Source organism: Variovorax sp. F042, from assembly GCF_057814215.1.
Window position 1 is genome coordinate 368376 of sequence record NZ_JBVASX010000002.1, and the last position, 22396, is coordinate 390771.

Here is a 22396-nt window from a genome sequence, read left to right on the forward strand (position 1 = left end):
GGCGCCCTTTCCTACGTCTGGCATCGGCAATCAGGCACCTGTAAGGTCATTTAAAAGGGTACGGTCGGACACGTTCACAGTTCTCGCAATCGCGCGGCAGCTCGAAGTCGTTACAAGGAGCCCGTTGCCATGCCAGTCCCGCAGTCCCTCACCCATTCGCCCATCGACTTCGTCGGCAACGACGCCGAGGCGCTGGCCTCCCACATGCGCCACTGCGCGCGCGCTCACGGGCGCTGGTTCTCGCTGCGAAGCCACATGCAACGGGTGCGCGCGCTCGCTGCGGGCCGCATCGTCACGATCGCCTGCGTGGCCGTGGTGCTGGGTATCGGTCTCTTCGCCATCGCTTGAGCGCCGCAGCCGTCGTCGACCGTCTCCAGGGACTCAGTCCGTACGCCCGGGCGCTGCTGCTCGGCCCGCATGATCCGGTAGCCGCACCGATCCGCGCCGAACTCTTCGGCATCCAGCGTTTCGAGCAGCACGGCCATAGCCTCGCCCGCGCCCAGGTGGTGGAAGAAGACCGCCGCCTCGCGCGCGAGGGCGCGCCCTTCTTTCCGCGCGTGGACGAAAACCTCGCGTCGCTGCGCAACGCCTTCGACTACATCGCGCTGATCTCGCTCAGCGGGCGCTACGTGTCGCCCGCGGCCGAGTGGCTGCTCGACAACTTCCACCTGGTCGAGGCGCAGCTCCAGCAGATTCACGACGGCGTGCCGCGCAGCTACTACGCGCGCCTGCCCAAGCTCGCCGCGCCGCCGCTGGCGGGGCTGCCGCGCGTGTACGGCATTGCATGGGCCTACGTGGCCCATACCGACAGCGTGCTCAACAAGACGCTGTTCACCGCCTTCCTCAATGCCTATCAGGACATCGACGAGCTCACGCTCGGCGAGCTGTGGGCGCTGCCCACCACCCTGCGCGTGGTGCTGCTCGAAAACCTGCGCCGCGTGGCCGAGAGCATTGCCGAGAACAAGGTGGCGCGCGAGATTGCGCATGCCGCATGGGACGCCGCGCCGCACCTTTCGGTGCAAGACCTCGACGTGCTCTACCGCGCGCTGCAAAGCCACGGCCTGCAGGACAACTACCTCACGCAGCTGTGGCAGCGCCTGCCCGTCGAGCACGGCGAAGACATGCCCGCGCTGGTGCGCTGGACCGAGCAGCACTGCCCCAACGGGCCGGCACTGATCGGCGAAGCGCAGAACGCACAGGCCGCCGCCAATCTCACGGTCGGCAACATCATCACCACGCTGCACATGATCGGCCAGGTCGAGTGGAGCGACCTGATCGAGCCCGTGAGCCGTTCGCTGCGTGTGCTGCGCGAACTGCCGAGCTTCGCCAACGAGAGCGAACTCACGCGCCAGCAGATCACGCATGCGATGGAGCAAGTGGCGCGCAGCAGCGAACAGCCCGAGCGCGCCATCGCGCAAGCCGTGGTGCAACTGGCCGCCAGCGCGCCGGCCGACGACGCGGGCGCGGAGACCGACCGCGCCGACGGCACCGCCGGCTACTACCTCTTCGGCCAGGGCCGGCCCGCGCTCATCGCGGCGCTGCAATCGAACGGTCATGCGGGCCGTGCCGGGCGGGCGCCCGACACGCGGCAGGCACGCAGCCATCGCGGCTGGCGATTGCCCGTCTACGTCGGCTCCGTTGCGCTGGGCACCGCGCTGCTGCTGTTCGCCGTGGTGCACAGCCTGCCGCACCGCGAAGACTGGACCACCGTGCTGGCGCTCGTCCTTCTGGCGTGGCCGCTGTCCGAAGCGCTGCTCGCGCTTGCGCAACGCATCATGGCCGAGTCGGTGCGAGTGCAGGGCCTGCCGCGCCTGGACTTTGCGAACGGCATTCCCGAGCGGCACCGCGCGCTCGTCGTCATGCCCACGCTGCTGGGTTCGACCGCGAACAACGCGCAGCTCGCACACCGGCTCGAACTGCATTGGCTCGCCAACCGCGAAACAAATGCGCAGTTCGCACTGCTCACCGACTGGGCCGATGCACCGCTGGCCTCGCTGCCCGAAGACGGCCCCCTGCTCGACGACGCCCTGCAGCGCATCGCCGCGCTCAACACCAAATACCCCGTGGCGCCAGGCGAAGCGCCACGCTTCCTGCTGCTGCACCGCCCGCGCAGCTGGAGCGACACCGAGCAGCGCTGGATGGGCTGGGAACGCAAGCGCGGCAAGCTCGAAATGCTGGTGCGCCTGCTCGCAGCCGGTGACGCCAGCGGCTTCCTGCCGCTCGCACCGGGCCTGCGGCTCGCCGCCGGCCGCACGCCGTATGTGCTGACGCTCGACAGCGACACCGGCCTGCCGCCGGGCGCCCTGCGCGACCTGGTGTCGATTGCCGCGCATCCGCTCAACGCGCCCGAAATCGACGTGCAACGCCAGCGCGTGGTCGCCGGCTTCGGCATCCTGCAGCCGCGGATCGTCACGCCGTTTCCGCAGCGCCACGAGCGCTCCTTCTTCCATTGGGTGTTCGCCGGCCAGTGCGGGCTAGACCCCTACGGCAGCGGCGCCTCCGACATCTACCAGGACGTGTTCGGCAGCGGCTCCTTCACCGGCAAGGGCCTGCTGAACGTGCGTGCGCTGCACGCCACGCTCGATCGCCGCCTGCCCGACGGCGCAGTGCTCAGCCACGACCTGCTCGAAGGCACGGTCGCGCGCTGCGCGATGGTGAGCGACGTCGTACTTGTCGAGGACCATCCGCACCATGCCGGCGTTGCGGCGTCGCGCGTGCACCGCTGGGTGCGCGGCGACTGGCAGCTGCTGCCGCTGATGTGGCGCGCGCGCCGCTTCGGCATCGATGCGCTGGGTCTCTGGAAGATGAGCGACAACCTGCGCCGCTCACTGGTGGTGCCGGCTTCTTTCGCGCTGCTGGTGCTGGTGATCTTCACGCAGGCCATGCCGCTGGGCTGGGCGCTGGCGGCCGTGGCGTCGGCGCTCACACTCGGGCCCTTGCTCGGCGCGCTGGCCGGGCTGGTGCCCACGCGCCGCGCCATCGAGCTGCGCCATTTCTTCGACGTGGGCGCGGTCGAGCTGCTGCGTGCCATGGCCGGCGCGGCCTGGCAGTTCGTTCAACTCGCGGCGCAGACGCGGCTGCTGCTCGACGCATGGTTCCGCGCGACATGGCGCCTCGTGGTCAGCCGCCGGCATCTGCTCGAATGGACCACGGCCGCGCAGGCGCAGGCGCAATCGAGCGGTCGCCTCGCGCCCTTTGTGCGCAATGCCGCCGCGAGCAGCGTGGCGTGCCTCGCGCTCGCCGTGGCGGCGCACTGGAGCGCATACCCCGTGATCGGCACGCTGCTGTTCGTGCTGTGGGCGCTGGCGCCGGTCGCGGCCTGGTGGGGCAGCCGTTCTGAAGCAAAGGCACCTGACCCGCTCAGCACCGACCAGCGCACCTACCTCGAAAAGCTTGCGCACGACACATGGCGCTTCTTCGAGCACGTGGTGGGTCCGGACGACAACCACCTGCCGCCCGACAACCTGCAGCTGGAGCCGCAACCCACCGTCGCGCATCGCACCTCGCCGACCAACATCGGCATGTACCTGCTGGCTACCTGCTGCGCGCGCGAGTTCGGGTGGATCGACACCGCCGCCCTGCTCGCCCGCATCGCCGCCACGCTCGACAGCGTGGACCGCATGCAGAAGCACGACGGCCACCTGTTCAACTGGTACGACACGCAAACGCTGAAGCCGCTGCCGCCAGATTACGTGTCGAGCGTGGACAGCGGCAACTTTGCGGGCCACCTCGTGGCCGTGGCGCAGGCCTGCCGCGCCTTCGCCGCCGAAGGCTGCCAGCCGCATGAAGCGCCCGCGCTCGAAGCACTGGCCGTGCGCTGCGACGCACTGCACGCCGGCATGGACTTCAGCGGCCTCTACGACCCCAAGCGTCACCTGTTCCATATCGGCCTGCGGGTCGAGGAGAACGTGCTCGACGCAAGCTACTACGACCTGCTGGCTTCCGAATCGCGGCTGCTGAGCTTCCTGGCGATTGCCAAGGGCGACGTGCCGCGCCGCCACTGGATGGCACTGGGCCGACCGTTCCTTCTGGTGGGCTTCCGGCCCAGCCTGAAGTCGTGGTCGGGCTCGATGTTCGAGTACGTGATGCCCGCGCTGGTGATGACCGAGCCCACCGACGGCCTGCTGCAAGTGGCCAACGCCGCCGCCATCGCCGAGCAGCAGGCCTTCGGGCGGGCGCAGAACCTGCCGTGGGGCGTTTCCGAATCGGCCTACTTCGCACAAGACCACTCGTTGGCCTACCAGTACTCGCCCTTCGGCGTGCCGCGCCTCGCGCTGCGGCGCACGCCGCCCACCGACCGCGTGGTGGCGCCCTATGCGAGCGCCATGGCCGCGCCGTTCGCGCCCGGGGCGGCGGTGATCAATCTGGAACAGCTCGAATCGCTCGGCGCGCGCGGCGAGTTCGGCTTTCACGACGCGGTCGACTTCACCGTCTCGCGCCAACCCGAGGGGCAGGACTTCACCGTGGTGCGCAACTTCATGGCGCACCACCAGGGCATGTCGCTGGTGGCGCTGTGCAATGTGCTGTGCGCCGATGCGCCGCGCCGCTGGTTCGGCAGCGCCGCGCTGGTGCAGGCGCACGAGTCGCTGCTGCACGAGCGCACGCCGCGGCAGATCATCGGCAGCGCCGATCCGCGCACGCCGCCCGAGCCCAGCCAGGCCGAGCTGGCGCCGCTGTTCCAGCCCCGCCTTGTCGACCCGATGGCGCCCGGCTTCCAGCCCACGCACCTGCTGTCGAACGGCCGCTACACCGTTGCCCTGCGCGCCAACGGCGCCGGTGTGAGCCGCTGGCATTCGTTCAACGTGACGCGCTGGCGCGACGACCCGCTGCGCGACAGCTATGGCACCTTCTTCTTCGTGCGCGACGAGGGCACCCAGGAACTCACCTCGCTCACCGCCCTGCCCGCGCCGGGCGACGGCTGGCGCTACCGCACCCGCTTCCTTGCCGACCACGTGCAGTTCGACGCGACCGGCCCCGGCCTGCAGGTGCGTACCACTGTGCTCATCAGCCCCGAGGACGACACCGAGCTGCGCAACATCACGCTGCACAACTCGGGCGAGGAAACGCGCACGCTCGAACTGGTCTCGTACTTCGAGCCGGTGCTGTCGAACCCCAAGGCCGACGAGGCGCATCCGGCCTTCGCCAACCTGTTCGTCGAGTCGCGCTGGGAGCCCGCATGGCGCGCGCTGCTGATGTCGCGCAAGCCGCGCCTGCATGGCGACGCGGTGATGGCCGCCGCGCACTTCCTGGCCTCGGCGGACGCGCACGTGCTCTCGGTCGACTGCATGACCGACCGGCGCGCCTTCATCGGGCGCAACCGCACGCTGGCCAACCCCGCGCTCGACGCGCAGCCGCTCACGCCCAACGGCAAGCAGGTCAACGGGCTCGACCCCATCGCCTGCCTGCGGGTGCGGCTGTCGATTGCGCCCGGTGCCACCGCGCGCCTGAGCTTTGCCACCGCGGCCGACAAGAACATCGATGCGCTGATGCCCGGCATCGACCGCTACATGCAGCCGATGCACGTGGAGCGCGCCACCCGCATGGCCGCCACGCTGGCGCAGGTGCGGCTGCGCGACCTGAGCATCGCGCCCGCGCAGAACCTGGCGCTGCAGGACCTGACGACCATCCTCACCTACACCACGCCGCGCGTCATGCGCGACCGCGGGCTGATCGACCTGCGGCAGATCTGGCGCTTCGGCATCTCGGGCGACAAGCCCATCGTGCTGGTGCACATCCATTCGATGATCGGCATGGGGCTCATCAACACGCTGCTGCGCGCCCAGCCCTGGTGGGGCTTCGGCGGCGTGGCCTGCGACCTGGTGGTGCTCAACAGCGAGCCCAACTCGTACCTGATGCCGCTGCAGCGCGAAATAGAAAGCCTGCGCGCGCGCGTCGCGCAGCAGACGCAGAACAGCTTTCCGCGCAACGACACGGCCGGCTTCTACCTGCTGCGCGACCAGGACGTGGTGCCCTCGGAAAAGGCCGCGTTCTCCAGCCTGGCGCGCGCGGTCTTCACGGCCGACGGGCGCCCGCTCGAAGTGCAGGTGGCTGCGCTGCACGAGGCCCGCAACGACACGGCATCGATGGTCAATGACGCCGCCGCACTGCCGGGCGTGCCCCTGCTGCCGCGCCCTGCCCCGACGCCATCGGCTACCGCCCCGACCGGCGACTTCGACGCCGGCTCCGGCGAGTTCCGCTTCGAGGTCGGCGCGGGCCGGCGCACGCCACGGCCGTGGATCAACGTCATCGCCAATGCGGGCTTCGGCTTCCAGGTGTCCGAGTGGGGCACAGGCTTCACCTGGGCCGGCAACAGCCGCATGCACCAGGTGACGCCGTGGTCGAACGATCCGGTGCAGGACCCGGCCTTCGAGCACTACCTGCTGCAGGACCTTGCTTCGCGCGAGATGCTGCCGCTGACACCTGCCGGCGGCAGCGCGGGCAGCGCACGCCACCGTGTTCGGCACGGACAGGGCTACACGGTGTTCGAGCACAAGGCGAACGATCTCGCGCTGGAAACCACCTTCTTCGCGGACCGCGACGAGGCCGTCAAGCTCGTGCATGTGCGCGTGCGAAACGGCGGCACCGGCACGCGCCGCCTGCGCGCACTGGCCATGGCCGAGTGGCAGCTCGGCGACGCGCGGGGCACGCGGCGCACCGTGCATTGCTGGAAGCCGGAAGACCAGCCGGCAGTGTTCGGCCAGCAGCGCGAATCGGGCGCGGGCTTCGGCGGCAGCACGGCCTTCCTGCTGCTGGCGGGGCTGCAAGGTGCCACGCAATGGACCTGCGACCGCAATGAATTCTTCGGTGATCGCGGCATGGTCGAAGTACCCGACACGCTCGCACGGCGCGCCGGCAGCGGGCTCGACGCCTGCGCGGCCATCGGCGGCGAGTTCGTGGTGGCGGCCGGCGGTACCGCGGGCTTCACCTTCGTGCTGGGCCACGCGGACAGCGCCGACGCCGCACTCGAGCTCGCGCGCCGCTGGCGCCAGCGCGACGTGCCCGAAGCATTGGCGCAGGTGCGCGGCTTCTGGGACGAGCTGCTCGGCCGCCTGCAGGTGCGCACGCCCGATCCGCTGTTCGACGCACTGGTCAACCGCTGGCTGATCTATCAGACGCTGGCCTGCCGCCTCTGGTCGAAAGCGGGCTTCTACCAGGCAGGCGGCGCCTTCGGCTTTCGCGACCAGCTGCAGGACGCGATGGCCTTCGCGCTCACCGACCCGGCGCGGCTGCGCGAGCAGATCCTGGTCAACGCGGCGCGGCAGTTTCCCGAAGGCGACGTGCAGCACTGGTGGCACATGCCCGGCGGTGCCGGCGTGCGCACGCATTTCTCTGACGACCTGCTGTGGCTGCCGTACGCGTCGGCGCACTATGTCGAGGTGACGGGCGATGCATCTCTGCTCGACGAGATGGCCGGCTTCATCGAAGGCCCCGCCATTCCCGACGGTGCCGAAGACGCCTACTACGCGCCGCAGCGCAGCGGCCAGATGGCCAGCTTGTTCGAGCACGGCGCGCGCGCCATCGACCGCAGCCTGAAGACCGGCGTGCACGGCCTGCCGCTGATGGGCACCGGCGACTGGAACGACGGCATGAATCGCGTGGGCAACGAAGGCCGCGGCGAATCGGTGTGGCTCGCGTGGTTCCTGTGCAGCGTGGTCGCGCAGTTTGCGCCGCTGGCCCAGGCACGCGGCGAGCACGAACGCGCCGCGCGCTGGACCGCGGCACGCACCGGCTGGATCGCCGCGCTGCACGACGCGGGCTGGGACGGCGCGTGGTTCCGCCGCGCCTTCTTCGACAACGGCGCGCCGCTGGGCTCGTCGTCCAACGACGAATGCCGCATCGACCTGATTGCGCAGGCGTGGTCGGTGCTGTCGGGCGCCTCGGACGCGGCGCACACGGGGCCGGCCATGGAATCCGTCAAGAAACTGCTGCACGACGAACCGGCCGGCCTGTTGCGCCTGCTGACGCCGCCGTTCGCGCGTTCGGGCAACAACCCGGGCTACATCCAGGCCTACCCGCCCGGCGTGCGCGAGAACGGCGGGCAGTACTCGCACGGCGCGGTGTGGGCGCTGATGGCGCAGGCGCTGCAGGGCGACCACGAGGCCGCGTGGCGGAGCTTCGAGGGGCTGAGCCCTGCCCATCGCGCACAGCACCCCGAGCGCGGCCCGGCCTACGAGCTGGAGCCCTACGTGATGGCGGGCGACATCTACGGTGCCGCGCCCTACGTGGGCCGTGGCGGCTGGAGCTGGTACACCGGCTCGGCCGCGTGGCTGCACCGTGCGGCGGTCGAAACGCTGCTGGGCCTGAGCGTGAAGGGTCGCCAGCTCTCGCTGACGCCGCGCGTGCCTGCGCACTGGCCGGGCTTCGAGATCGCACTGCGACTCGGCGCGCGCAAGCTCACGCTGCAATGGGGCGATCTGCAAGGCGCTGCCGCCTCCACGCATCAGCTGGCGGTGGGCGAATGGATCGACTGGCAGGCGCTGCCGACCGATGCGGTGCTGCGGGTGGGATGAGCCGGCACTCGCGGTGGCCCTAGACTCGCAACCAGACCTCGCATCAGAAGTCGTGACTCGATCACGCATCCGACATTCCATCGCTTCCCGAAGCGGCGCCACCCAGAACATGAGCACCACCAAGATCCAGTTCCGCCGCAAGGTCATCGTCATCGTCCTGCTGTGCGTGGCCGTCGGTGGCGCCGTCGTCCGTCACTACGCGACACCCGGCACCACCACGCGCGACATCGCCACGCTGCTGATGGTGCTGTGGGTGCCGATCATCGGCAACGTGATTGCATGGCTCATCAGCAAGCGCCCGCGCCGTGCGCCGAGTGCGCCGGCCGTCATGCCGCCGAGCTTCGACACGGCAGGCGCCTTCACGCCGCATGCGCGCGTCGAGCTCACCTTCCGCAAGCCCGCGCTGCCCTCGCAGGACGTGCCGATTGCGCCGGGCGAATACCGCTGCGCACTGGTGATCGACAAGGAAGGCTTCTCGGCGCGCTGGGTCGTGCCACCGGGCGATGCGCTGGAGCGCGGCAAGCCTGCGGCGCTGGAGGTCGAATTCCTCTCGCCGGCCGTGGCGCAACCGAAGTTTGCGCAGGGTGCGGCCTTTCGTGTACTGATCGGCGACTCGTTCATCGCCGACGGCCGGGTGCTGTAGCTGCGGACCGCGCCAGCAAAGCCAGCAAATACGGATACGCGGATGGCTACAGCCATCAAAAGGGTCGATTGTTCGCCCCAGGGAAACTGACTACTGCTCCCCGGCGTCTTTGTCGCGGAGGCGACGGCTCGCACACTCCAATGCCTCTTCACCAGCATTGGCCCAGGCGTCGCCGATGCTTCCAAGGACCGCTTCCCATGATGAATTCCCCAAGCAGCAACCCGTGCATCGACGACCTCGCTGCACCGGCGCCGGTCTCCGCACCAGTGCCTGCGTCCCGCTCCGCATGGCTCGCCGTCAGCTCCATCGCCGTCGGCACCTTCGCGATGGTCTCGACCGAGTTCATGCCCATCGGCCTGCTGACCGACATTGCGCGCGGGCTCAACGTGTCCGACGGCACGGCCGGCCTGATGGTCACCATGCCCGGCGTGCTGGCCGCATTCGCCGGCCCGGCGTTGATCGTGGCGTCGGGCAAGCTCGACCGCCGCACCGTGCTGATCGCGCTCACCACGCTGCTGATTGCCTCGAACCTGCTCGCCGCCTTCGCGCCCAACTTCGGCACGATGCTGGTGGCGCGCCTGCTGCTCGGCCTGTGCGTCGGCGGCTTCTGGACTTTTGCGCCCGCCGCCGCCACGCAGCTGGTGCCGCATGCCTCGCAGGCACGCGCCATGTCGCTGGTGCTGGCCGGTGTGTCGGCCGCCACGGTGCTCGGGGTGCCGGCAGGTTCGTTCCTCGGCACGCTGTTCGGCTGGCGTGCCTCGTTCGCAGTGACCGGTGCGCTGGCGGCCGTCGTGCTGCTGGTGCAGCTGTGGCTGCTGCCCGCGATTCCGCCGGTGCGCGCCATCGGCGCACGCGACCTGCTGACGCCGCTCACGCGCCGCATGGCGCAGGTCGGCCTGCTCGCGGTGCTGTTCTTCATCGCCGGCCACTTCGCGGCCTACACCTACCTGAAGCCGCTGCTGCAGCAGGTGTTCGGCCTGGCGCCCAACTCGGTCTCGACACTGCTGCTGGTCTACGGCGCGGTGGGCTTCGTCGGCACCTTCGTCGGCGGCAGCCTGGTGGCGCGCAGCGTGCGCGGCACCACCCTGCTGGCGGCGCTGATGCTCGCCACTGCCTTGCTGCTGACGACGGTGATCGGCTCCGGCTTCGTGCCAGGCGCGGTGGTGGTGGTGATCTGGGGCGTGGCCTTCGGCCTGATCCCCGTGGCGCTCACGGGCTGGATGATGGAAGCGGTGCCCGACGCACCCGAAGCCGGCCAGGCCCTGCTGGTGAGCGGCTTCCAGGTGGCGATTGCCTCCGGCGCGCTGATCGGCGGCGTGACGGTCGACAACTTCGGCATCTCCAGCGCGATGGTGCTCAGCGGCGTGCTGGTGCTGATCGCTGCGCTCATCGTCGGTACGCTGGGCCGGGCACGCGGTGGTGCGTCGTTGGCTGCGGTTCCGGAATAACGCGGCACCGAAGAAGATCGATCAGCGGCGGCCGGGCTTCTTTCCGGCCGCCACGATCGCATCGAGCACCACGCGCAAGGCCTTGTTGACGGGCTTGTCCCGCCGGATCACCACGGCCAGCGTGCGGTGCATGCGGGGATTCAGGCGGCTGGTCTTCAGCTCGGGGTGGGCGCCGCGGCCCACCATCGACATGCCGGGCACGATGGCATAGCCCAAGCCCGCGGCCACCATCTCCTTCATCGCCTCGACGCTGCCCAGCTCCATTACGGGCTGCGGCTGCAGGCCACCGGCGGCGAACCAGCGGTCGACCAGCTTGCGCGTGTTGGCAGCGGGCTCGAACAGCACCAGCGGCAGCGCGCCCAGATCGGCCGGCGCCACCCTCGCCTTCAGCGGTGCGAGGTCTGCCCGGCCGATTGCGACGAACTCGTCGTCGAGCACCGGCATCACCGTCAACGAACGCCCAGCCGCCGGCAACGTGACCAGCACGAGGTCGAGGCTGTTCTCTTCCACCTTGCGCGCCTGGTCTTCGGTGTTGCCGGTGCTGACCACCACGCCCAGCTCCGGAAACTGCTCGCGCAGTCCGCGCAGCACGGCCGGCAGGAAATGCAGGCAGGCCGTCGCGCCAGTGCCCAGCCGCACGCGGCCCGCGATGCCGCTGGCATGGTCGGCCAATGCATCGACGGCGTTCTCGACCGCGGTCTCGATGTGTTGCGCGTGGCGCAGCAGCTCCATGCCCGCTGGCGTGGCCTTCGCGCGCTTGCCGACCCGCTCGACGAGGCGCACCGCCAAGTGGCGCTCCAGCTGGCGAATCTGCAGGCTCACGGCCGGCTGCGAGATGCCTAGCCGGTCGGCCGCTGCCGAGAAGCTGCCGGTTTCGATCACCAGCCCGAAGGACCTGAGCTGGTCTAGATTCAGTGATTTATCCAAAGTATTTCTTATGCCTTGCATAGCTCAGCGAAGCTTCACTTATCAAGTGTGGATCGTCAAGATCGGGCCATGTCATCTCCATGCCTCACTTCCGCCACCGTTGAAATCCTCGACGCCGAGCCGCATCACATGGCCGCCGTGCAGGCCATCTACAGCCACTACGTGCTGAACGACCTGTGCTCCTTCGAGGAAGAAGTACCCACCGTCGACCAGATGCAGGCGCGCCGCGCCGATGTGCTCCAGCGCGGCCTTCCCTACCTCGTCGCGCTGAAGGACGGCGAGGTGGTCGGCTATGCCTACGCCACCGCCTACCGCGCCCGCTCCGCATATCGGCACACGGTGGAAGACTCGATCTACGTCGCGCAAGGCATGCACGGCCATGGCATCGGCAAGGCGCTGCTGCGCGAAGTGATCCGGCGCTGCACCGACGGCGGCTTCACGCAGATGGTGGCGTGCGTGGGCAACAGCGCCAACGCAGGCTCGCTGCGGCTGCACGAGAGCCTGGGCTTCGAGCAGGTCGGCGTGCTGCGCGACATCGGCTTCAAGTTCGGGCAGTGGGTCGACACCGTGCTCCTGCAACGTGCATTGCGCTGAGCCCGCCCCGCAGCGCGGCTGGCTGGCATTGCTGTGCACGAGCCGGCTGCTGCAGGCGATGATCGTCACCGCCTATTCCGGCGTGCTGCCGTTCATGATGGCCGACTGGCACATGACGGCCGCGCAGGCCGGCTCGATCCAGAGCGCCTGGCACGTGGGCTACATGAGCTCGCTGTTCGCCGTGGGCCTGCTGGCCGACCGCTACGGGCCGCACCGCATCTTCTTCGCCGGCAGCGCCATCAGCGCGATGGCGGCACTGGCCTTCGCCATCTTCGCGCGCGACCATCTCTCGGCGATGCTGCTCTACGGCCTGGCCGGGCTGTGCGCGGGGGCCTCGTACACGCCGGGCCTGCAGCTGCTGGCGCGCAACACCGAGCCCGCCGTACGTGGGCGTGCGATGGGCCTTTTCATCGGTTCGTCGTCGATGGGCTATGCGCTCTCGCTTGCGGTGGTGGCGGCATTCAGCCATCTGCAGCACTGGCGGCTGGGCCTGCTGGTCGCGGCGGGCTGCACCGTGGCGGGCGCATTGCTGACGCTGCAGGCGCTGCGCCGCATGCGGCCGCCTTCGGCGCCCGTGCCTGGCGCGGTCCGCGAAGGCACCTGGCACGCGCTGGCCGCCACGGTACGCGACAAGCCCGCGATGGCTGGCAACTGGGCCTATGCCTTCCATTGCTGGGAGCTCATGGCGCTGTGGGCGTGGCTGCCGGCCTATCTGGTGGCGTCGTCGGGCACGGCGACATCGTGGCAAGGCGCGGGCATCGCGCTTGCCGCGCTGGCGCACCTCGTCAGCGTGTTCGGCAGCATCGCGGGCGGCGCAGCCTCCGACCGGCTTGGCCGCGCGCGGGTGATGATGATCGCCACCGTCGCAAGCCTGTGCATGTCCTTCGCCTTCGGCTGGATGTGGAGCTGGCCGCTGTGGCTTCTGGCTGCGGCCGCCGCCATTTACAACCTGCTCGCCATCGCGGATTCGTCGGTCTACTCGACCGCGCTGGCCGACGTGGTGGCGCCGCACCGGCTGGGCGTGGCGTATTCGGTGCGTTCGGTGATGGGCTTCGGCGCGTGTGCGCTCAGCCCGTGGGTGTTCGGCCTCGCGCTGGACTGGGGGCAGACGCGCTTCGGCCTGGGCAGCACGCACGGCTGGGTGGCGGCGTGGAGTTCGGTCGGGCTGGGCGCACTGCTGGGGCCGCTGATGATCGCGCGCTTCTCACGGCTGCACCGTGCACACGCGGCTGCTGCTCACTGAGCTTCTTCGCCCTCGGACCACTCGGGGCTGTAGCCGCCGAGCGTCGGGTGGTACATCTCGTCGCCCGAATGCTGGGTGAACTCGACGTTGAGCCGGTCTTCGCGCAGGCCCAGGATCTCGATGCAGTCGCGGCACAGCGCCTTGGCCACTTCGAGCCGCAGTTCGGCCGAACGGCCGCGCCGGATGTCGCACATGAGCACCGACACCTCGGCGGGCTCGCCGTCCACCATGCGCCACACGCCGCCCTCGCCCACTTCGCGGATTGCGATGCTGATGCGGCGGATGTCGACGCTCATCATCTGCGCGTAGGTTTCGCTGAGTTTCTTGGCGAGGCGTTTCTTGTCGGCCACGGGGTGGCGGCCGTTCACATCGAGTTGGAGATAGGGCATGTGGGGATTCCTTCAGGCTGATGCTAGTCATTGCAGTTTTACTCTGCAACCGAACGGCCATTGCGATCTAAACTCGCGCCCAACGCAGGAAGAAAAGCCATGGCCCGAAGAAGAAGCCTCAAAACCGACGCATGCCCGATGGCACGCGCGCTCGAGATCGTTGGCGACCAGTGGTCGCTGCTCGTCATCCGCGATGCGTTCGACGGCATGAAGCGCTTCGGCGAATTCCAGCAGAGCCTGGGTGTCGCGAAGAACATCCTGTCGGACCGGCTGAAAAATCTCGTGCAGGAAGGCGTGCTCGACCTCGTGCCCGCCTCCGACGGCTCGCTCTACCAAGAGTACGTGCTGACGGCCAAGGGCAAGGGCCTATTCCCCGTGGTGGTGGGCCTGCGGCACTGGGGCGAAGCGCACCTGTACGCCAAGGGCGAGCGGCATTCGGTGCTGCTCGAGCGCGACAGCGGCAAGCCGGTGCCGAAGATCGACCTGCGCACGCGCGATGGAAAGCCGCTGGACCCGGATCTCACCTTCGTGAAGAAACTGCCGGCAAGAACGGCAACGGCAACAACAGCGACTAAAGCAGGCTCTCGCTGATGAACGGGAAAAGCAGCCACAGCTGCAGCCGCGTACCGAAGTCGACGCCGGGGTCGCTCTCGTAGACGGTCTCGGCGCCGTTCACGTTCCCCACCCACTGCAGCCGGTCGCCCGATTCTCGGCGCTGTCTTCGCTGGTGGGTGCAGTGTCGCTGTCGCGTGCGGTCAACGACGAGGCTCTTTCGCGGGAGATCCTCACGGCTGCGGCTGGCGAGTTGAAGGCCCTGCTGGGCTAGGCCTACTCCCCCAGCAGCTCCCCGATCGGCTGCAGGTCTTCCACCCGGTCGCAGATCGACTTGATCACCATCGTGATCGGAATGCCCAGCAGCAGGCCCCAGATGCCCCAGAGCCAGCCCCAGAAAATCACGCCCACGAACACTGCCACCGGGTTCATGCGGCTGGTGCGGCTGGTGAGCCAGGGCATCAGCAGGTTGCCGATGATCGTGTGGATCGCCAGCGACACGCCGCCCACCACGATGCCCATCTGCAGGCTGTTGAACTGGAGGAAGGCCACCAGCCCCGCGGCCGCCAGCACGATCACCGAGCCGATGTAGGGAATGAGGTTGGTCACTGCCGCGATGATTCCCCACACCGCCGCGTTCTCCACGCCGAGGGCCCAGAACGCCAGCCCGGTCGCCACGCCCACCACCCCGCTCACCAGTATCTGCACCAGCAGGTAGCGCTCGATGTTGCGGGTGATGTCGTCCAGCACGTGCACCGTGACCTTCTTCTTCTGCAGGCTCGACCCGGTGATCTTGATGAGCTTGCGGCGGAAGGTGTCGCCCGAGCAAAGCGCGAAGTAAGTGAGGAAAGCCACCAGCGTGAGCTGCCCCATCGCACTCAGCAGCCCGACGGTGCCGCTCAGCAGGTAGTCGCGCACGTTGAAGCCCGGCCGTTCGATGACCACGCGCGCCACGCCCTTGCGCGCTGCGACGCGGGCGGAGTTTTCTTCGGCTGCTTTTTCGAGCTGCGCGGCGGCCTGCTGCACGCTTTCGAGCGGCGTGGCGCTGGCGCCCTTGTCGCGGCGCATGGCCTGGCCGAGCTTCTGCGCGGCCACCGGCAACGAATCGAGCAATTGCGAGGCGCTGCCCGACAGCGAATAGCCGGTCCAACCCAGCCCGCCGAACAGCCCCACGAGGATCAGCGCCGCGCCAATCCAGCGCGGCAGCTTCCAGCGATGGAGCAGGTCCACCAGCGGCGAAAGCGCGTAGGTCAGCAGCAGGCTCAGCATCAGCGGAATGAACACGGCCTGGCCCCACTGCAGCGCGAACACGCTGGCCAGCACCGCGAGCACCACCAGCGAGGCGCTGCGTACGTCGACGGGCATGTGCAGCAGCAGGCGGTCGCGTGCGGGCGTGGGCGGCTCTGGCTCCGGTTCAGGCTCGGTGACCGGTTCGGGCTCTTGCGCCTCGGGCGCAGGTGCGGGCTCGACCGCTGCGGCCTGCGGTGGCTCGGCAGCCGGTTCCGGCTTTGGCTCAGGCGGCGGTGGCGCCTCGGCAGCCGCGGGCTTGTCGTCGCTCATCGCGCTTCCTTGAGCACTTCGCGCACCGCGGCAAGCTGGCGACGCGACACGGCCACGGGTTCTGGAATGGCGTCGAGGCGCAGGGCCCAGCCCTCGGCATCCTCGCCGTCGTCGTATTTCTCAAGCGCGCGAATCGCCGAGCGCGCCACCAGCGCATTGCGGTGCACGCGCAGGAAGCGGTTCGGATAGCGCTCCTCGAACTCGTTGAGCGAGCCGTCGAGGATGTGGCTGCGCGTGGCGGTGCGCACGGTGAGGTACTTGTATTCGGACTTGAGGTAGAGCACTTCAGACAGCGGCACGCGCTCGGCTCGGCCGCGGTCCTGGATCAGCACCGTCTCGGGCACGGCCTCGGCCTGCAGCGCGCGGCGCTCTTTGAGAAAGCGCTCGGCTTTCTGCAGCGCCTGCTGCAGGCGCTCGGCGCGCACGGGCTTGGTGAGGTAGTCGACCGCATCGAGGTCGAAGGCCGTCACCGCGTGGGTCGCGTGCGCGGTCACGAACACCACGGCCGGCGCATCGGAGCGGCTGCGCAGCGCGCGCGCCACCTCGATGCCGTCGACGCCAGGCATGTGTACGTCGAGCAGCACCAGGTCGAGTGCCATCGTCGTCAGGTGCTGCAGCGCCTCGGCACCCTGCGAAGCCTCGGCCACCACTTCGGCGGCGGGCGATGTGCAGTCGCGCAGCAGCGTGCGAAGGCGCGATCGCGCCAGGGCTTCGTCGTCAACTATGAGTGTCTTGAGGGTCATGATTCGGCGGGGATCGCTATGCGCACCCGGTAGCTTTTCTGGTCCATGCCGGCGCTGAACTGCATCTGCATGTCGTGCAGCAGCCGCAGCCGGTCGCGCACGTTGGCCAGCGCAATGCCGTGGCCGCGCGGCAGCGGCTCGTCGGCCCAGCGCAGCGGCGGCAGGCTGTTGACCACCTCGATCACCACCATGGAACCTCGCCGCTCGGTGCGGATGCGCAGCCTGGCGCCCTCGGGGCTGGGCTCCACGCCGTGCTTGATGGCGTTCTCGACCAGCGGCTGCAGCAGCAGGGGCGGCAGGCGCGCGTTGCTGGCGGCGGCGTCCAGGTCCCAGCGGATGCGCAGGCGGTCGCCGAAGCGCACCTGCTCGATGGCCAGGTAGCGCTCGGCCAGCGCGATCTCGTCGGCCAGCGTGCACGATTCGCCCGGGTCGGCCAGCGCCTGGCGGAACAGCTCGGCCAGGTCTTCGAGCATGGTCTCGGCCTTGGCCGGCTCTTCGCGCACCAGCGCGATGGCGCTGTTGAGCGTGTTGAACAGAAAGTGGGGGCGGATGCGCGACTGCAGTTCTTCGAGCCGCGCGGTGGTCGCCGCCGGCGTCTGGCCCCGGGCGCGCAGCACCATCGCGGCCATCACCAGCCCCGCGAACAGGGCTCCGGTCAACGCACTGGCCAGCCACGGCGCACTGGCAAGAACACCCGTCAGCCGCAGCAGGCCACAGCCATACAGCGCCGACACCGCGCCGAGCACGGCCCCGGCCGCGTACTGCCACTGCTTCGGCAGGCGCCGCAGCGGCTTCTTGAGCCCGCAGGCGCTCACCAGCCACATCAGGGTGGCTGGCAGGGCCCCGCCCGTGACCGTGGCCGTCTGCACGAGCCATTCGCCGGGCGTGGAGGCCACGAACAGGGTGGCGATGGCCACCACCGCCTCGACGAACACCACGGTGCGCAGCACCACCCCGATCTGGCAGGCGTCGAAGATCGATGGGTCGCCGCGCAGGGGCGTGCGCACCCTTTCCGACGATGACGGGGGCGTGGGGGTAGAGCTGGCCGATAAAATCGCCGGGTTGCGCATCGCAGACATCAGATCCATCGGGTGACCAACCCATTATTGCCTCCTGGACGGCTCCCATGACCCAAAACCAATTCGACAAGAAATCCGAAGCCTGGTCGGCCCTTTTCTCCGAACCGATGAGCGACCTGGTGAAGCGCTACACCTCCAGCGTCTTCTTCGACAAGCGCCTGTGGCAGGCCGACATCCAGGGCTCGCTGGCCCACGCCGGCATGCTGGCCGCACAGGGGATCATCGGCGTGCAGGACCACGCCGCCATTGAACGCGGGATGGCGCAGATTCGCGCCGAAATCGAATCCGGCGCCTTCGAGTGGAAGCTCGACCTCGAAGACGTGCACCTGAACATCGAGGCCCGCCTGACCCAGCTGGTCGGCGACGCCGGCAAGCGCCTGCACACCGGCCGCAGCCGCAACGACCAGGTCGCCACCGACGTGCGCCTGTGGCTGCGCGGCGAAATCGACCTCATCGGCGACCTGCTGGTCGAGCTGCAGAAGGCACTGGTGGACATCGCCGAGAAGAACGTCGACGTGATCCTGCCGGGCTTCACCCACCTGCAGGTGGCGCAGCCGGTGAGCTTCGGCCACCACATGCTGGCGTATGTCGAGATGTTCAGCCGCGATGCGGAACGCATGGGCGAGGTGCGCCGCCGCGTCAACCGCCTGCCGCTGGGCGCCGCCGCGCTGGCCGGCACCAGCTACCCGCTGGACCGCGAACTGGTCGCCAAGACGCTGGGCATGGACGGCGTGTGCCAGAACAGCCTGGACGCCGTGAGCGACCGCGACTTCGCGATCGAATTCACCGCTGCGGCCAGCCTGTGCATGGTGCACATCAGCCGCATGAGCGAAGAACTCATCCTGTGGATGAGCCAGAACTTCAGCTTCATCCAGATCGCCGACCGCTTCACCACGGGCTCGTCGATCATGCCGCAGAAGAAGAACCCCGACGTGCCCGAGCTGGCGCGCGGCAAGACCGGCCGCGTGGTCGGCCACCTGATGGCGCTCATCACGCTCATGAAGGGCCAGCCGCTGGCCTACAACAAGGACAACCAGGAAGACAAGGAGCCGCTGTTCGACACCGTCGACACGCTCAAGGACACCCTGCGCATCTTTGCCGAGATGATCGGCGGCATCACCGTGAAGCCCGAGGCCATGGAAATGGCTGCGCTGCGCGGCTACGCCACCGCCACCGACCTGGCCGACTACCTGGTGAAGAAGGGCCTGCCCTTCCGCGACGCGCACGAAACGGTGGCGCATGCCGTCAAGGCCGCCACCTCGCACAAGGTCGACCTGGCCGAGCTGCCGCTGGCCGTGCTGCAGCAGTTCAACCCGGGCATCGAGAAGGACGTGTACGACGTGCTGAGCCTGCGCGGCTCGCTGAACGCACGCAACATCCTGGGCGGCACCGCCCCGGCGCAGGTGAAGGCGCAAGTGGCGCGCCACCGCGCCCGCCTCGGCTGATCGCACCGGCGGCCGCACCGTGTTCTACGCCATCCCGCTCGAGAACAAACCGAGCTGGCGCAACCCACCGTGGATGACGGTGCTGCTGATCCTCCTGAACATGCTCGTGTTCTGGGGGCCGCAGCGCAGTGAAGAGAACACGCGCGAGCGTGCCGCCAACTACTACACGAAGAGCGTGCTGCCCGAACTGGAGCTGCCGCCCTTCGTCGAATGGCTGGAAAAAACCGACCCCAAGCGCGGCAAGCTGGCCCGGCGCATGCTGCCGCACGAAGAGGCCTATGCGCAGTTGCTGGAAGGCCTGCAGAACGACAAGAAGTTCCTGGCAAAGCTGCGGGCCGACGAGGTCATCAAGCCCACGAACCCGCAGTACGGCGAATGGAAGCGCGACCGCCAGCAGTACGAGGCGATGCTGCCGGCGCCCTTCACCGAGCGCTGGTCGCAGGACTACAACAAGGACGCCGAGTTCAAGCCCTGGACCTGGATCACCGCCGCCTTCCTGCACGGCAGCACCGGCCACCTGCTGGGCAACATGCTGTTCCTCTTCCTGTTCGGCTTCTCGGTCGAGCTGGCGCTGGGGCGCGGCACCTACCTGACGTTCTATCTGCTGGGCGCCGTCGGCTCCTCCCTGTTGGCCGGCTGGGCCTATGCCGGCAAGGAGGGCTACGGGCTCGGCGCCTCGGGCGCCATCTCGGCGCTGATGGGCATGTACGCGGTGATGTACCGGCTGCGGCGCATCCGCTTCTTCTACCAGCTGTTCTTCTATTTCAACTACGTCACCGCACCGGCCTTGCTGCTGCTGCCGGCCTGGATCGTCAACGAGCTGATGCAGCACTGGCTGGGCGGCCAGGGCATCGCCTACATGGCTCACCTGGGTGGCCTGCTGACCGGCGCTGCGCTGATGACCGGCGCCATGCTGCTGGGCCGCGTGAAAACGCCCGAAACCGTCAAGTCGGAAATGACGAACGACGACGACCACTTCGATGCGCACGTGGCCGCCGCACGCCGGCTGGCCGCCGCAATGAAGTTCGAGCCCGCCTGCGCCGAGTGGCGCGCCGCCGCCGCCCTGCGCCCCAACGACGCCGACACGCTGCGCGCCTGGTTCAACACCGCGCGGCTGCAGCCCGCGAGCGACGACTTCCACCAGGCCGCGCGCCGCATCTTCCGCCTGCCTGGCACCGACCCCGAGACGATCGCTCTGCAGCACACCAGCTACAAGACCTACCTCGACCAGGCCAAGCCGGGGCTGCGCCTGAAGCCCGACGACATGGCCCGGCTCGCGCGCCGCTTCGCCCGCATCCGCGAGTTCGGCGATGCCGACATGCTGTGCCGCATCCTGCTGAAGACCGCGCCCGATCATCCGCAGCTGGCCGACACACTCTCCGTGTGCGCGAACGGGTTATTGCATGCCGGCGAACGTGAAAAGGCATTGGGCCTGTTGCCGCACCTGCTGCGGCTGGCGCCGAACGACATGGTCACGCGCGCCCTGCAGCGCGCCTGACAAGCGCCTGAGCGGGCGTCAGCCGCCCGGCATCGGCTCTTCGAAATTCGACAGCAGCCGCGCCCGGCCAGCCAGCACATGGCGTTCGGCGGCAGAGCGCGCACGCGCGCGGTTCGACGCCACGATCGCCTCGAAGATCGCGCGGTGCTCGATGTTCGAGCGGCGCATGTTGCCCGGTGCGTTGAAGTACTTGCGCCGCACCAGGTGCAGTTCCTTCACGTAGTCGTCGTAGGCCTGGTGGGCGCGACGGTTGTTCGACAGCGTGAGGATCAGCGCGTGGAACTGCAGGTTCAGCTCGTAGTAGAGCGTGCCGTCTTCCGCGTCGCAGGCGGCGTCCATTGCCGACAGCAGCGACTCGAACTGCTTCTTGTGCTCTTCGGTGAGGTGCTCGCAGGCGCGGTCGGCCGCGTAGCCGAACACCAGTGCGCGCATCTCGTAGATCTCCAGCATCTCGCGCAGCGAAAGCTGCCGCACGTACACGCCGCGGTTGGTTACCGCATTGACGATGCCCAGCCCCGCCAGCACCTTGATGGCCTCGCGGATCGGTCCGCGGCTGGTGCCCATGCGCAGTGCCAGGGCCGCCTCGTTGAGCCGCTCCCCCGGCTTGAACTCCCCGGTGTAGATCAGCTGCTTGAGTTCATTGACGATGGCATCCGACAGTGCGGAACCACGGGTGCTGGAAGATGGCGGAGGCATGCGGCAATCCTAACTTCAGACCAACTGCGCTCCGCCCAGCCTCGCCTTGGCCGGCGGCTAGTCGACCTTGACGTTCGCGCTCTTCACCAGCTTCACCCAGAACTTGCCGTCCTCCGCCAGGAAGCTGCCGAACGCCTCGGGCGACGCGGAGACCGACACCTCGGTGCCGTCTCGCGCCAGCGAGGCCTTGACCGAAGGCTGCTGCATCGCGGTGACGGTCGCGTCGTAGATCTTCTTCACCACGGCCGGCGGCGTGCCGGCGGGCACGAACATGCCGTACCAGAACTCGAGGTGGTAGTCGGGCAGGCCCGCCTCCTTCATGCCCGGCAGCCCGGGCACCAGCGGCGAGCGCTCGCGCGTGCTGACGGCCAGCGCGAGCAGCTTGCCGCCGCTGGCCATGGGCAGCACCGAGGGCGAGGTGCCGAAGGTCAGCTGCGTGTCGCCCGCCATCACCGACTGGATCGCCAGGCTGCCGCCCCGGTAGGGAATGTGCGTCATCTCGGCACCGGTGATCTGGCCGAACAGCGCCGCGCCCAGGTGCGGCGCCGAGCCGTTGCCAGAAGTCGAGTAGTTGAGCTTGCCCGGGTCCTTCTTCGCCGCCGCGACAAGGTCGGCCACCGAGCGGATGCCGGTCGCGGGGTTGACGGCCAGCACCAGCGGCGAGGTGGTGATCTTGGTAACGGGCGCGAGGTCGCGCGCCGAGTGGGCCAGCCTGGGGTTGAGCGCCGGGTTCACCGAGATGCTGCTCGGGCTTGCGATCAGCAGCGTGTAGCCGTCGGGCGGTGCCTTGGCCACGATTTCCGCGGCAATGCTCGAGCCGTTGCCGGGCTTGTTGTCGATCACCACCGGCTGCCCGAGCGCCCTGGCGAAGGCATCGCCCATCGCGCGGGCCACATAGTCGGCCGCGCCGCCCGGGGCGAAGCCGATCACGAGGCGCACCGGCTTGCTCGGGTAGTCCGCCGGTTGCGCCCAGCCGGTACTCGCGAAGGCGCACAGCCCGAGGGTCATGACGAGGTTTCTGGTGTTCATGCGCTTGTCTCCTTCATTGTGTTTTTCGTCGCGCGCTTCG

The 22396-nt window shown here is 68.9% G+C and carries 16 protein-coding genes; 9 read left to right on the forward strand and 7 right to left on the reverse strand.

Going from position 1 to position 22396, the window contains the following annotated elements:
* The first annotated feature begins 129 nt into the window (after nt 1–129).
* The 4 genes from ACZYSP_RS10225 to ACZYSP_RS10240 all read left to right on the forward strand — a co-directional run bounded on the left by ACZYSP_RS10225 (nt 130) and on the right by ACZYSP_RS10240 (nt 10601).
* Complete coding sequence (locus ACZYSP_RS10225) at nt 130–348, forward strand: hypothetical protein (protein ID WP_093049364.1); 219 nt, start codon at nt 130–132, stop codon at nt 346–348.
* Nucleotides 345–8510 carry a glycoside hydrolase family 94 protein gene (locus ACZYSP_RS10230; RefSeq protein ID WP_489014076.1) on the forward strand — a complete coding sequence of 2722 codons (8166 nt, stop codon included), beginning with the start codon at nt 345–347 and terminating at the stop codon, nt 8508–8510. The genes ACZYSP_RS10225 and ACZYSP_RS10230 overlap by 4 nt, the downstream gene beginning before the upstream one ends.
* A 109-nt stretch (nt 8511–8619) precedes the next feature.
* Complete coding sequence (locus tag ACZYSP_RS10235; protein WP_093075614.1) at nt 8620–9153, forward strand: hypothetical protein; 534 nt, start codon at nt 8620–8622, stop codon at nt 9151–9153.
* 197 nt (nt 9154–9350) lie between these two features.
* Nucleotides 9351–10601 carry an MFS transporter gene (locus ACZYSP_RS10240; RefSeq protein WP_093075616.1) on the forward strand — a complete coding sequence of 417 codons (1251 nt, stop codon included), beginning with the start codon at nt 9351–9353 and terminating at the stop codon, nt 10599–10601.
* Nucleotides 10602–10622: 21 nt separating this feature from the next.
* Here the strand turns inward: ACZYSP_RS10240 and ACZYSP_RS10245 are convergent, their stop codons facing one another.
* Nucleotides 10623–11549: a LysR family transcriptional regulator gene (locus ACZYSP_RS10245; RefSeq protein WP_093075617.1), complete on the reverse strand. Its 927-nt coding sequence runs from the start codon at nt 11547–11549 to the stop codon at nt 10623–10625.
* Between the two features lie 48 nt (nt 11550–11597).
* Here ACZYSP_RS10245 and ACZYSP_RS10250 point away from each other — a divergent pair, with 48 nt between their 5' ends.
* A complete protein-coding gene (locus ACZYSP_RS10250) occupies nt 11598–12122 on the forward strand; it encodes a GNAT family N-acetyltransferase (RefSeq protein WP_093075619.1) in 525 nt (174 codons plus the stop codon).
* Nucleotides 12109–13365, forward strand: a complete 1257-nt coding sequence (locus ACZYSP_RS10255; protein WP_489014080.1) for an MFS transporter — start codon at nt 12109–12111, stop codon at nt 13363–13365. The genes ACZYSP_RS10250 and ACZYSP_RS10255 overlap by 14 nt, the downstream gene beginning before the upstream one ends.
* On the opposite strand, the gene ACZYSP_RS10260 is transcribed toward ACZYSP_RS10255, so the two are convergent.
* Nucleotides 13359–13754: a tautomerase family protein gene (locus ACZYSP_RS10260; protein ID WP_093049343.1), complete on the reverse strand. Its 396-nt coding sequence runs from the start codon at nt 13752–13754 to the stop codon at nt 13359–13361. The two genes, ACZYSP_RS10255 and ACZYSP_RS10260, sit on opposite strands and share 7 nt — an antisense overlap.
* A 99-nt stretch (nt 13755–13853) precedes the next feature.
* Here ACZYSP_RS10260 and ACZYSP_RS10265 point away from each other — a divergent pair, with 99 nt between their 5' ends.
* The gene (locus ACZYSP_RS10265; RefSeq protein ID WP_093049340.1) at nt 13854–14345 is read left to right on the forward strand and encodes a winged helix-turn-helix transcriptional regulator; all 492 of its coding nucleotides are present in this window, start codon (nt 13854–13856) and stop codon (nt 14343–14345) included.
* A 237-nt stretch (nt 14346–14582) separates the two neighbouring features.
* Here the strand turns inward: ACZYSP_RS10265 and ACZYSP_RS10270 are convergent, their stop codons facing one another.
* From ACZYSP_RS10270 to ACZYSP_RS10280, 3 genes are read right to left on the reverse strand one after another with little or no spacing between them, the layout of a single operon-like run.
* Complete coding sequence (locus tag ACZYSP_RS10270) at nt 14583–15866, reverse strand: AI-2E family transporter (protein WP_093075622.1); 1284 nt, start codon at nt 15864–15866, stop codon at nt 14583–14585.
* Nucleotides 15863–16609, reverse strand: a complete 747-nt coding sequence (locus ACZYSP_RS10275; protein WP_093049334.1) for a LytR/AlgR family response regulator transcription factor — start codon at nt 16607–16609, stop codon at nt 15863–15865. The genes ACZYSP_RS10270 and ACZYSP_RS10275 overlap by 4 nt, the downstream gene beginning before the upstream one ends.
* Nucleotides 16606–17679: a sensor histidine kinase gene (locus ACZYSP_RS10280; protein WP_143062572.1), complete on the reverse strand. Its 1074-nt coding sequence runs from the start codon at nt 17677–17679 to the stop codon at nt 16606–16608. Before ACZYSP_RS10280 ends, ACZYSP_RS10275 begins: the two co-directional genes overlap by 4 nt.
* A gap of 56 nt (nt 17680–17735) precedes the next feature.
* Between ACZYSP_RS10280 and argH the strand changes: the two genes are divergently transcribed.
* On the forward strand, nt 17736–19133 hold the full coding sequence (argH, locus tag ACZYSP_RS10285; RefSeq protein ID WP_093049331.1) for an argininosuccinate lyase: 1398 nt from the start codon (nt 17736–17738) through the stop codon (nt 19131–19133).
* Between the two features lie 19 nt (nt 19134–19152).
* Nucleotides 19153–20631 (forward strand): rhomboid family intramembrane serine protease, encoded by a 1479-nt coding sequence (locus ACZYSP_RS10290; protein ID WP_093075624.1) that lies wholly within the window; start codon nt 19153–19155, stop codon nt 20629–20631.
* An 18-nt stretch (nt 20632–20649) separates the two neighbouring features.
* Here ACZYSP_RS10290 and ACZYSP_RS10295 read toward each other — a convergent pair whose 3' ends face one another.
* Both ACZYSP_RS10295 and ACZYSP_RS10300 read right to left on the reverse strand, forming a co-directional pair.
* The gene (locus tag ACZYSP_RS10295) at nt 20650–21327 is read right to left on the reverse strand and encodes a GntR family transcriptional regulator (protein ID WP_093075625.1); all 678 of its coding nucleotides are present in this window, start codon (nt 21325–21327) and stop codon (nt 20650–20652) included.
* 57 nt (nt 21328–21384) lie between these two features.
* Nucleotides 21385–22356, reverse strand: a complete 972-nt coding sequence (locus tag ACZYSP_RS10300) for a Bug family tripartite tricarboxylate transporter substrate binding protein (protein WP_093075627.1) — start codon at nt 22354–22356, stop codon at nt 21385–21387.
* Nucleotides 22357–22396 lie beyond the last annotated feature (40 nt).

Coding starts and splice junctions, on each gene's coding strand:
- ACZYSP_RS10225 (WP_093049364.1), top strand. CDS start 130: ATGCCAGTCCCGCAGTCCCTCACCCATTCGCCCATCGACTTCGTCGGC.
- ACZYSP_RS10235 (WP_093075614.1), top strand. CDS start 8,620: ATGAGCACCACCAAGATCCAGTTCCGCCGCAAGGTCATCGTCATCGTC.
- ACZYSP_RS10240 (WP_093075616.1), top strand. CDS start 9,351: ATGATGAATTCCCCAAGCAGCAACCCGTGCATCGACGACCTCGCTGCA.
- ACZYSP_RS10245 (WP_093075617.1), bottom strand. CDS start 11,549: ATGCAAGGCATAAGAAATACTTTGGATAAATCACTGAATCTAGACCAG.
- ACZYSP_RS10250 (WP_093075619.1), top strand. CDS start 11,598: ATGTCATCTCCATGCCTCACTTCCGCCACCGTTGAAATCCTCGACGCC.
- ACZYSP_RS10260 (WP_093049343.1), bottom strand. CDS start 13,754: ATGCCCTATCTCCAACTCGATGTGAACGGCCGCCACCCCGTGGCCGAC.
- ACZYSP_RS10265 (WP_093049340.1), top strand. CDS start 13,854: ATGGCCCGAAGAAGAAGCCTCAAAACCGACGCATGCCCGATGGCACGC.
- ACZYSP_RS10270 (WP_093075622.1), bottom strand. CDS start 15,866: ATGAGCGACGACAAGCCCGCGGCTGCCGAGGCGCCACCGCCGCCTGAG.
- ACZYSP_RS10275 (WP_093049334.1), bottom strand. CDS start 16,609: ATGACCCTCAAGACACTCATAGTTGACGACGAAGCCCTGGCGCGATCG.
- ACZYSP_RS10280 (WP_143062572.1), bottom strand. CDS start 17,679: ATGCGCAACCCGGCGATTTTATCGGCCAGCTCTACCCCCACGCCCCCG.
- argH (WP_093049331.1), top strand. CDS start 17,736: ATGACCCAAAACCAATTCGACAAGAAATCCGAAGCCTGGTCGGCCCTT.
- ACZYSP_RS10295 (WP_093075625.1), bottom strand. CDS start 21,327: ATGCCTCCGCCATCTTCCAGCACCCGTGGTTCCGCACTGTCGGATGCC.
- ACZYSP_RS10300 (WP_093075627.1), bottom strand. CDS start 22,356: ATGAACACCAGAAACCTCGTCATGACCCTCGGGCTGTGCGCCTTCGCG.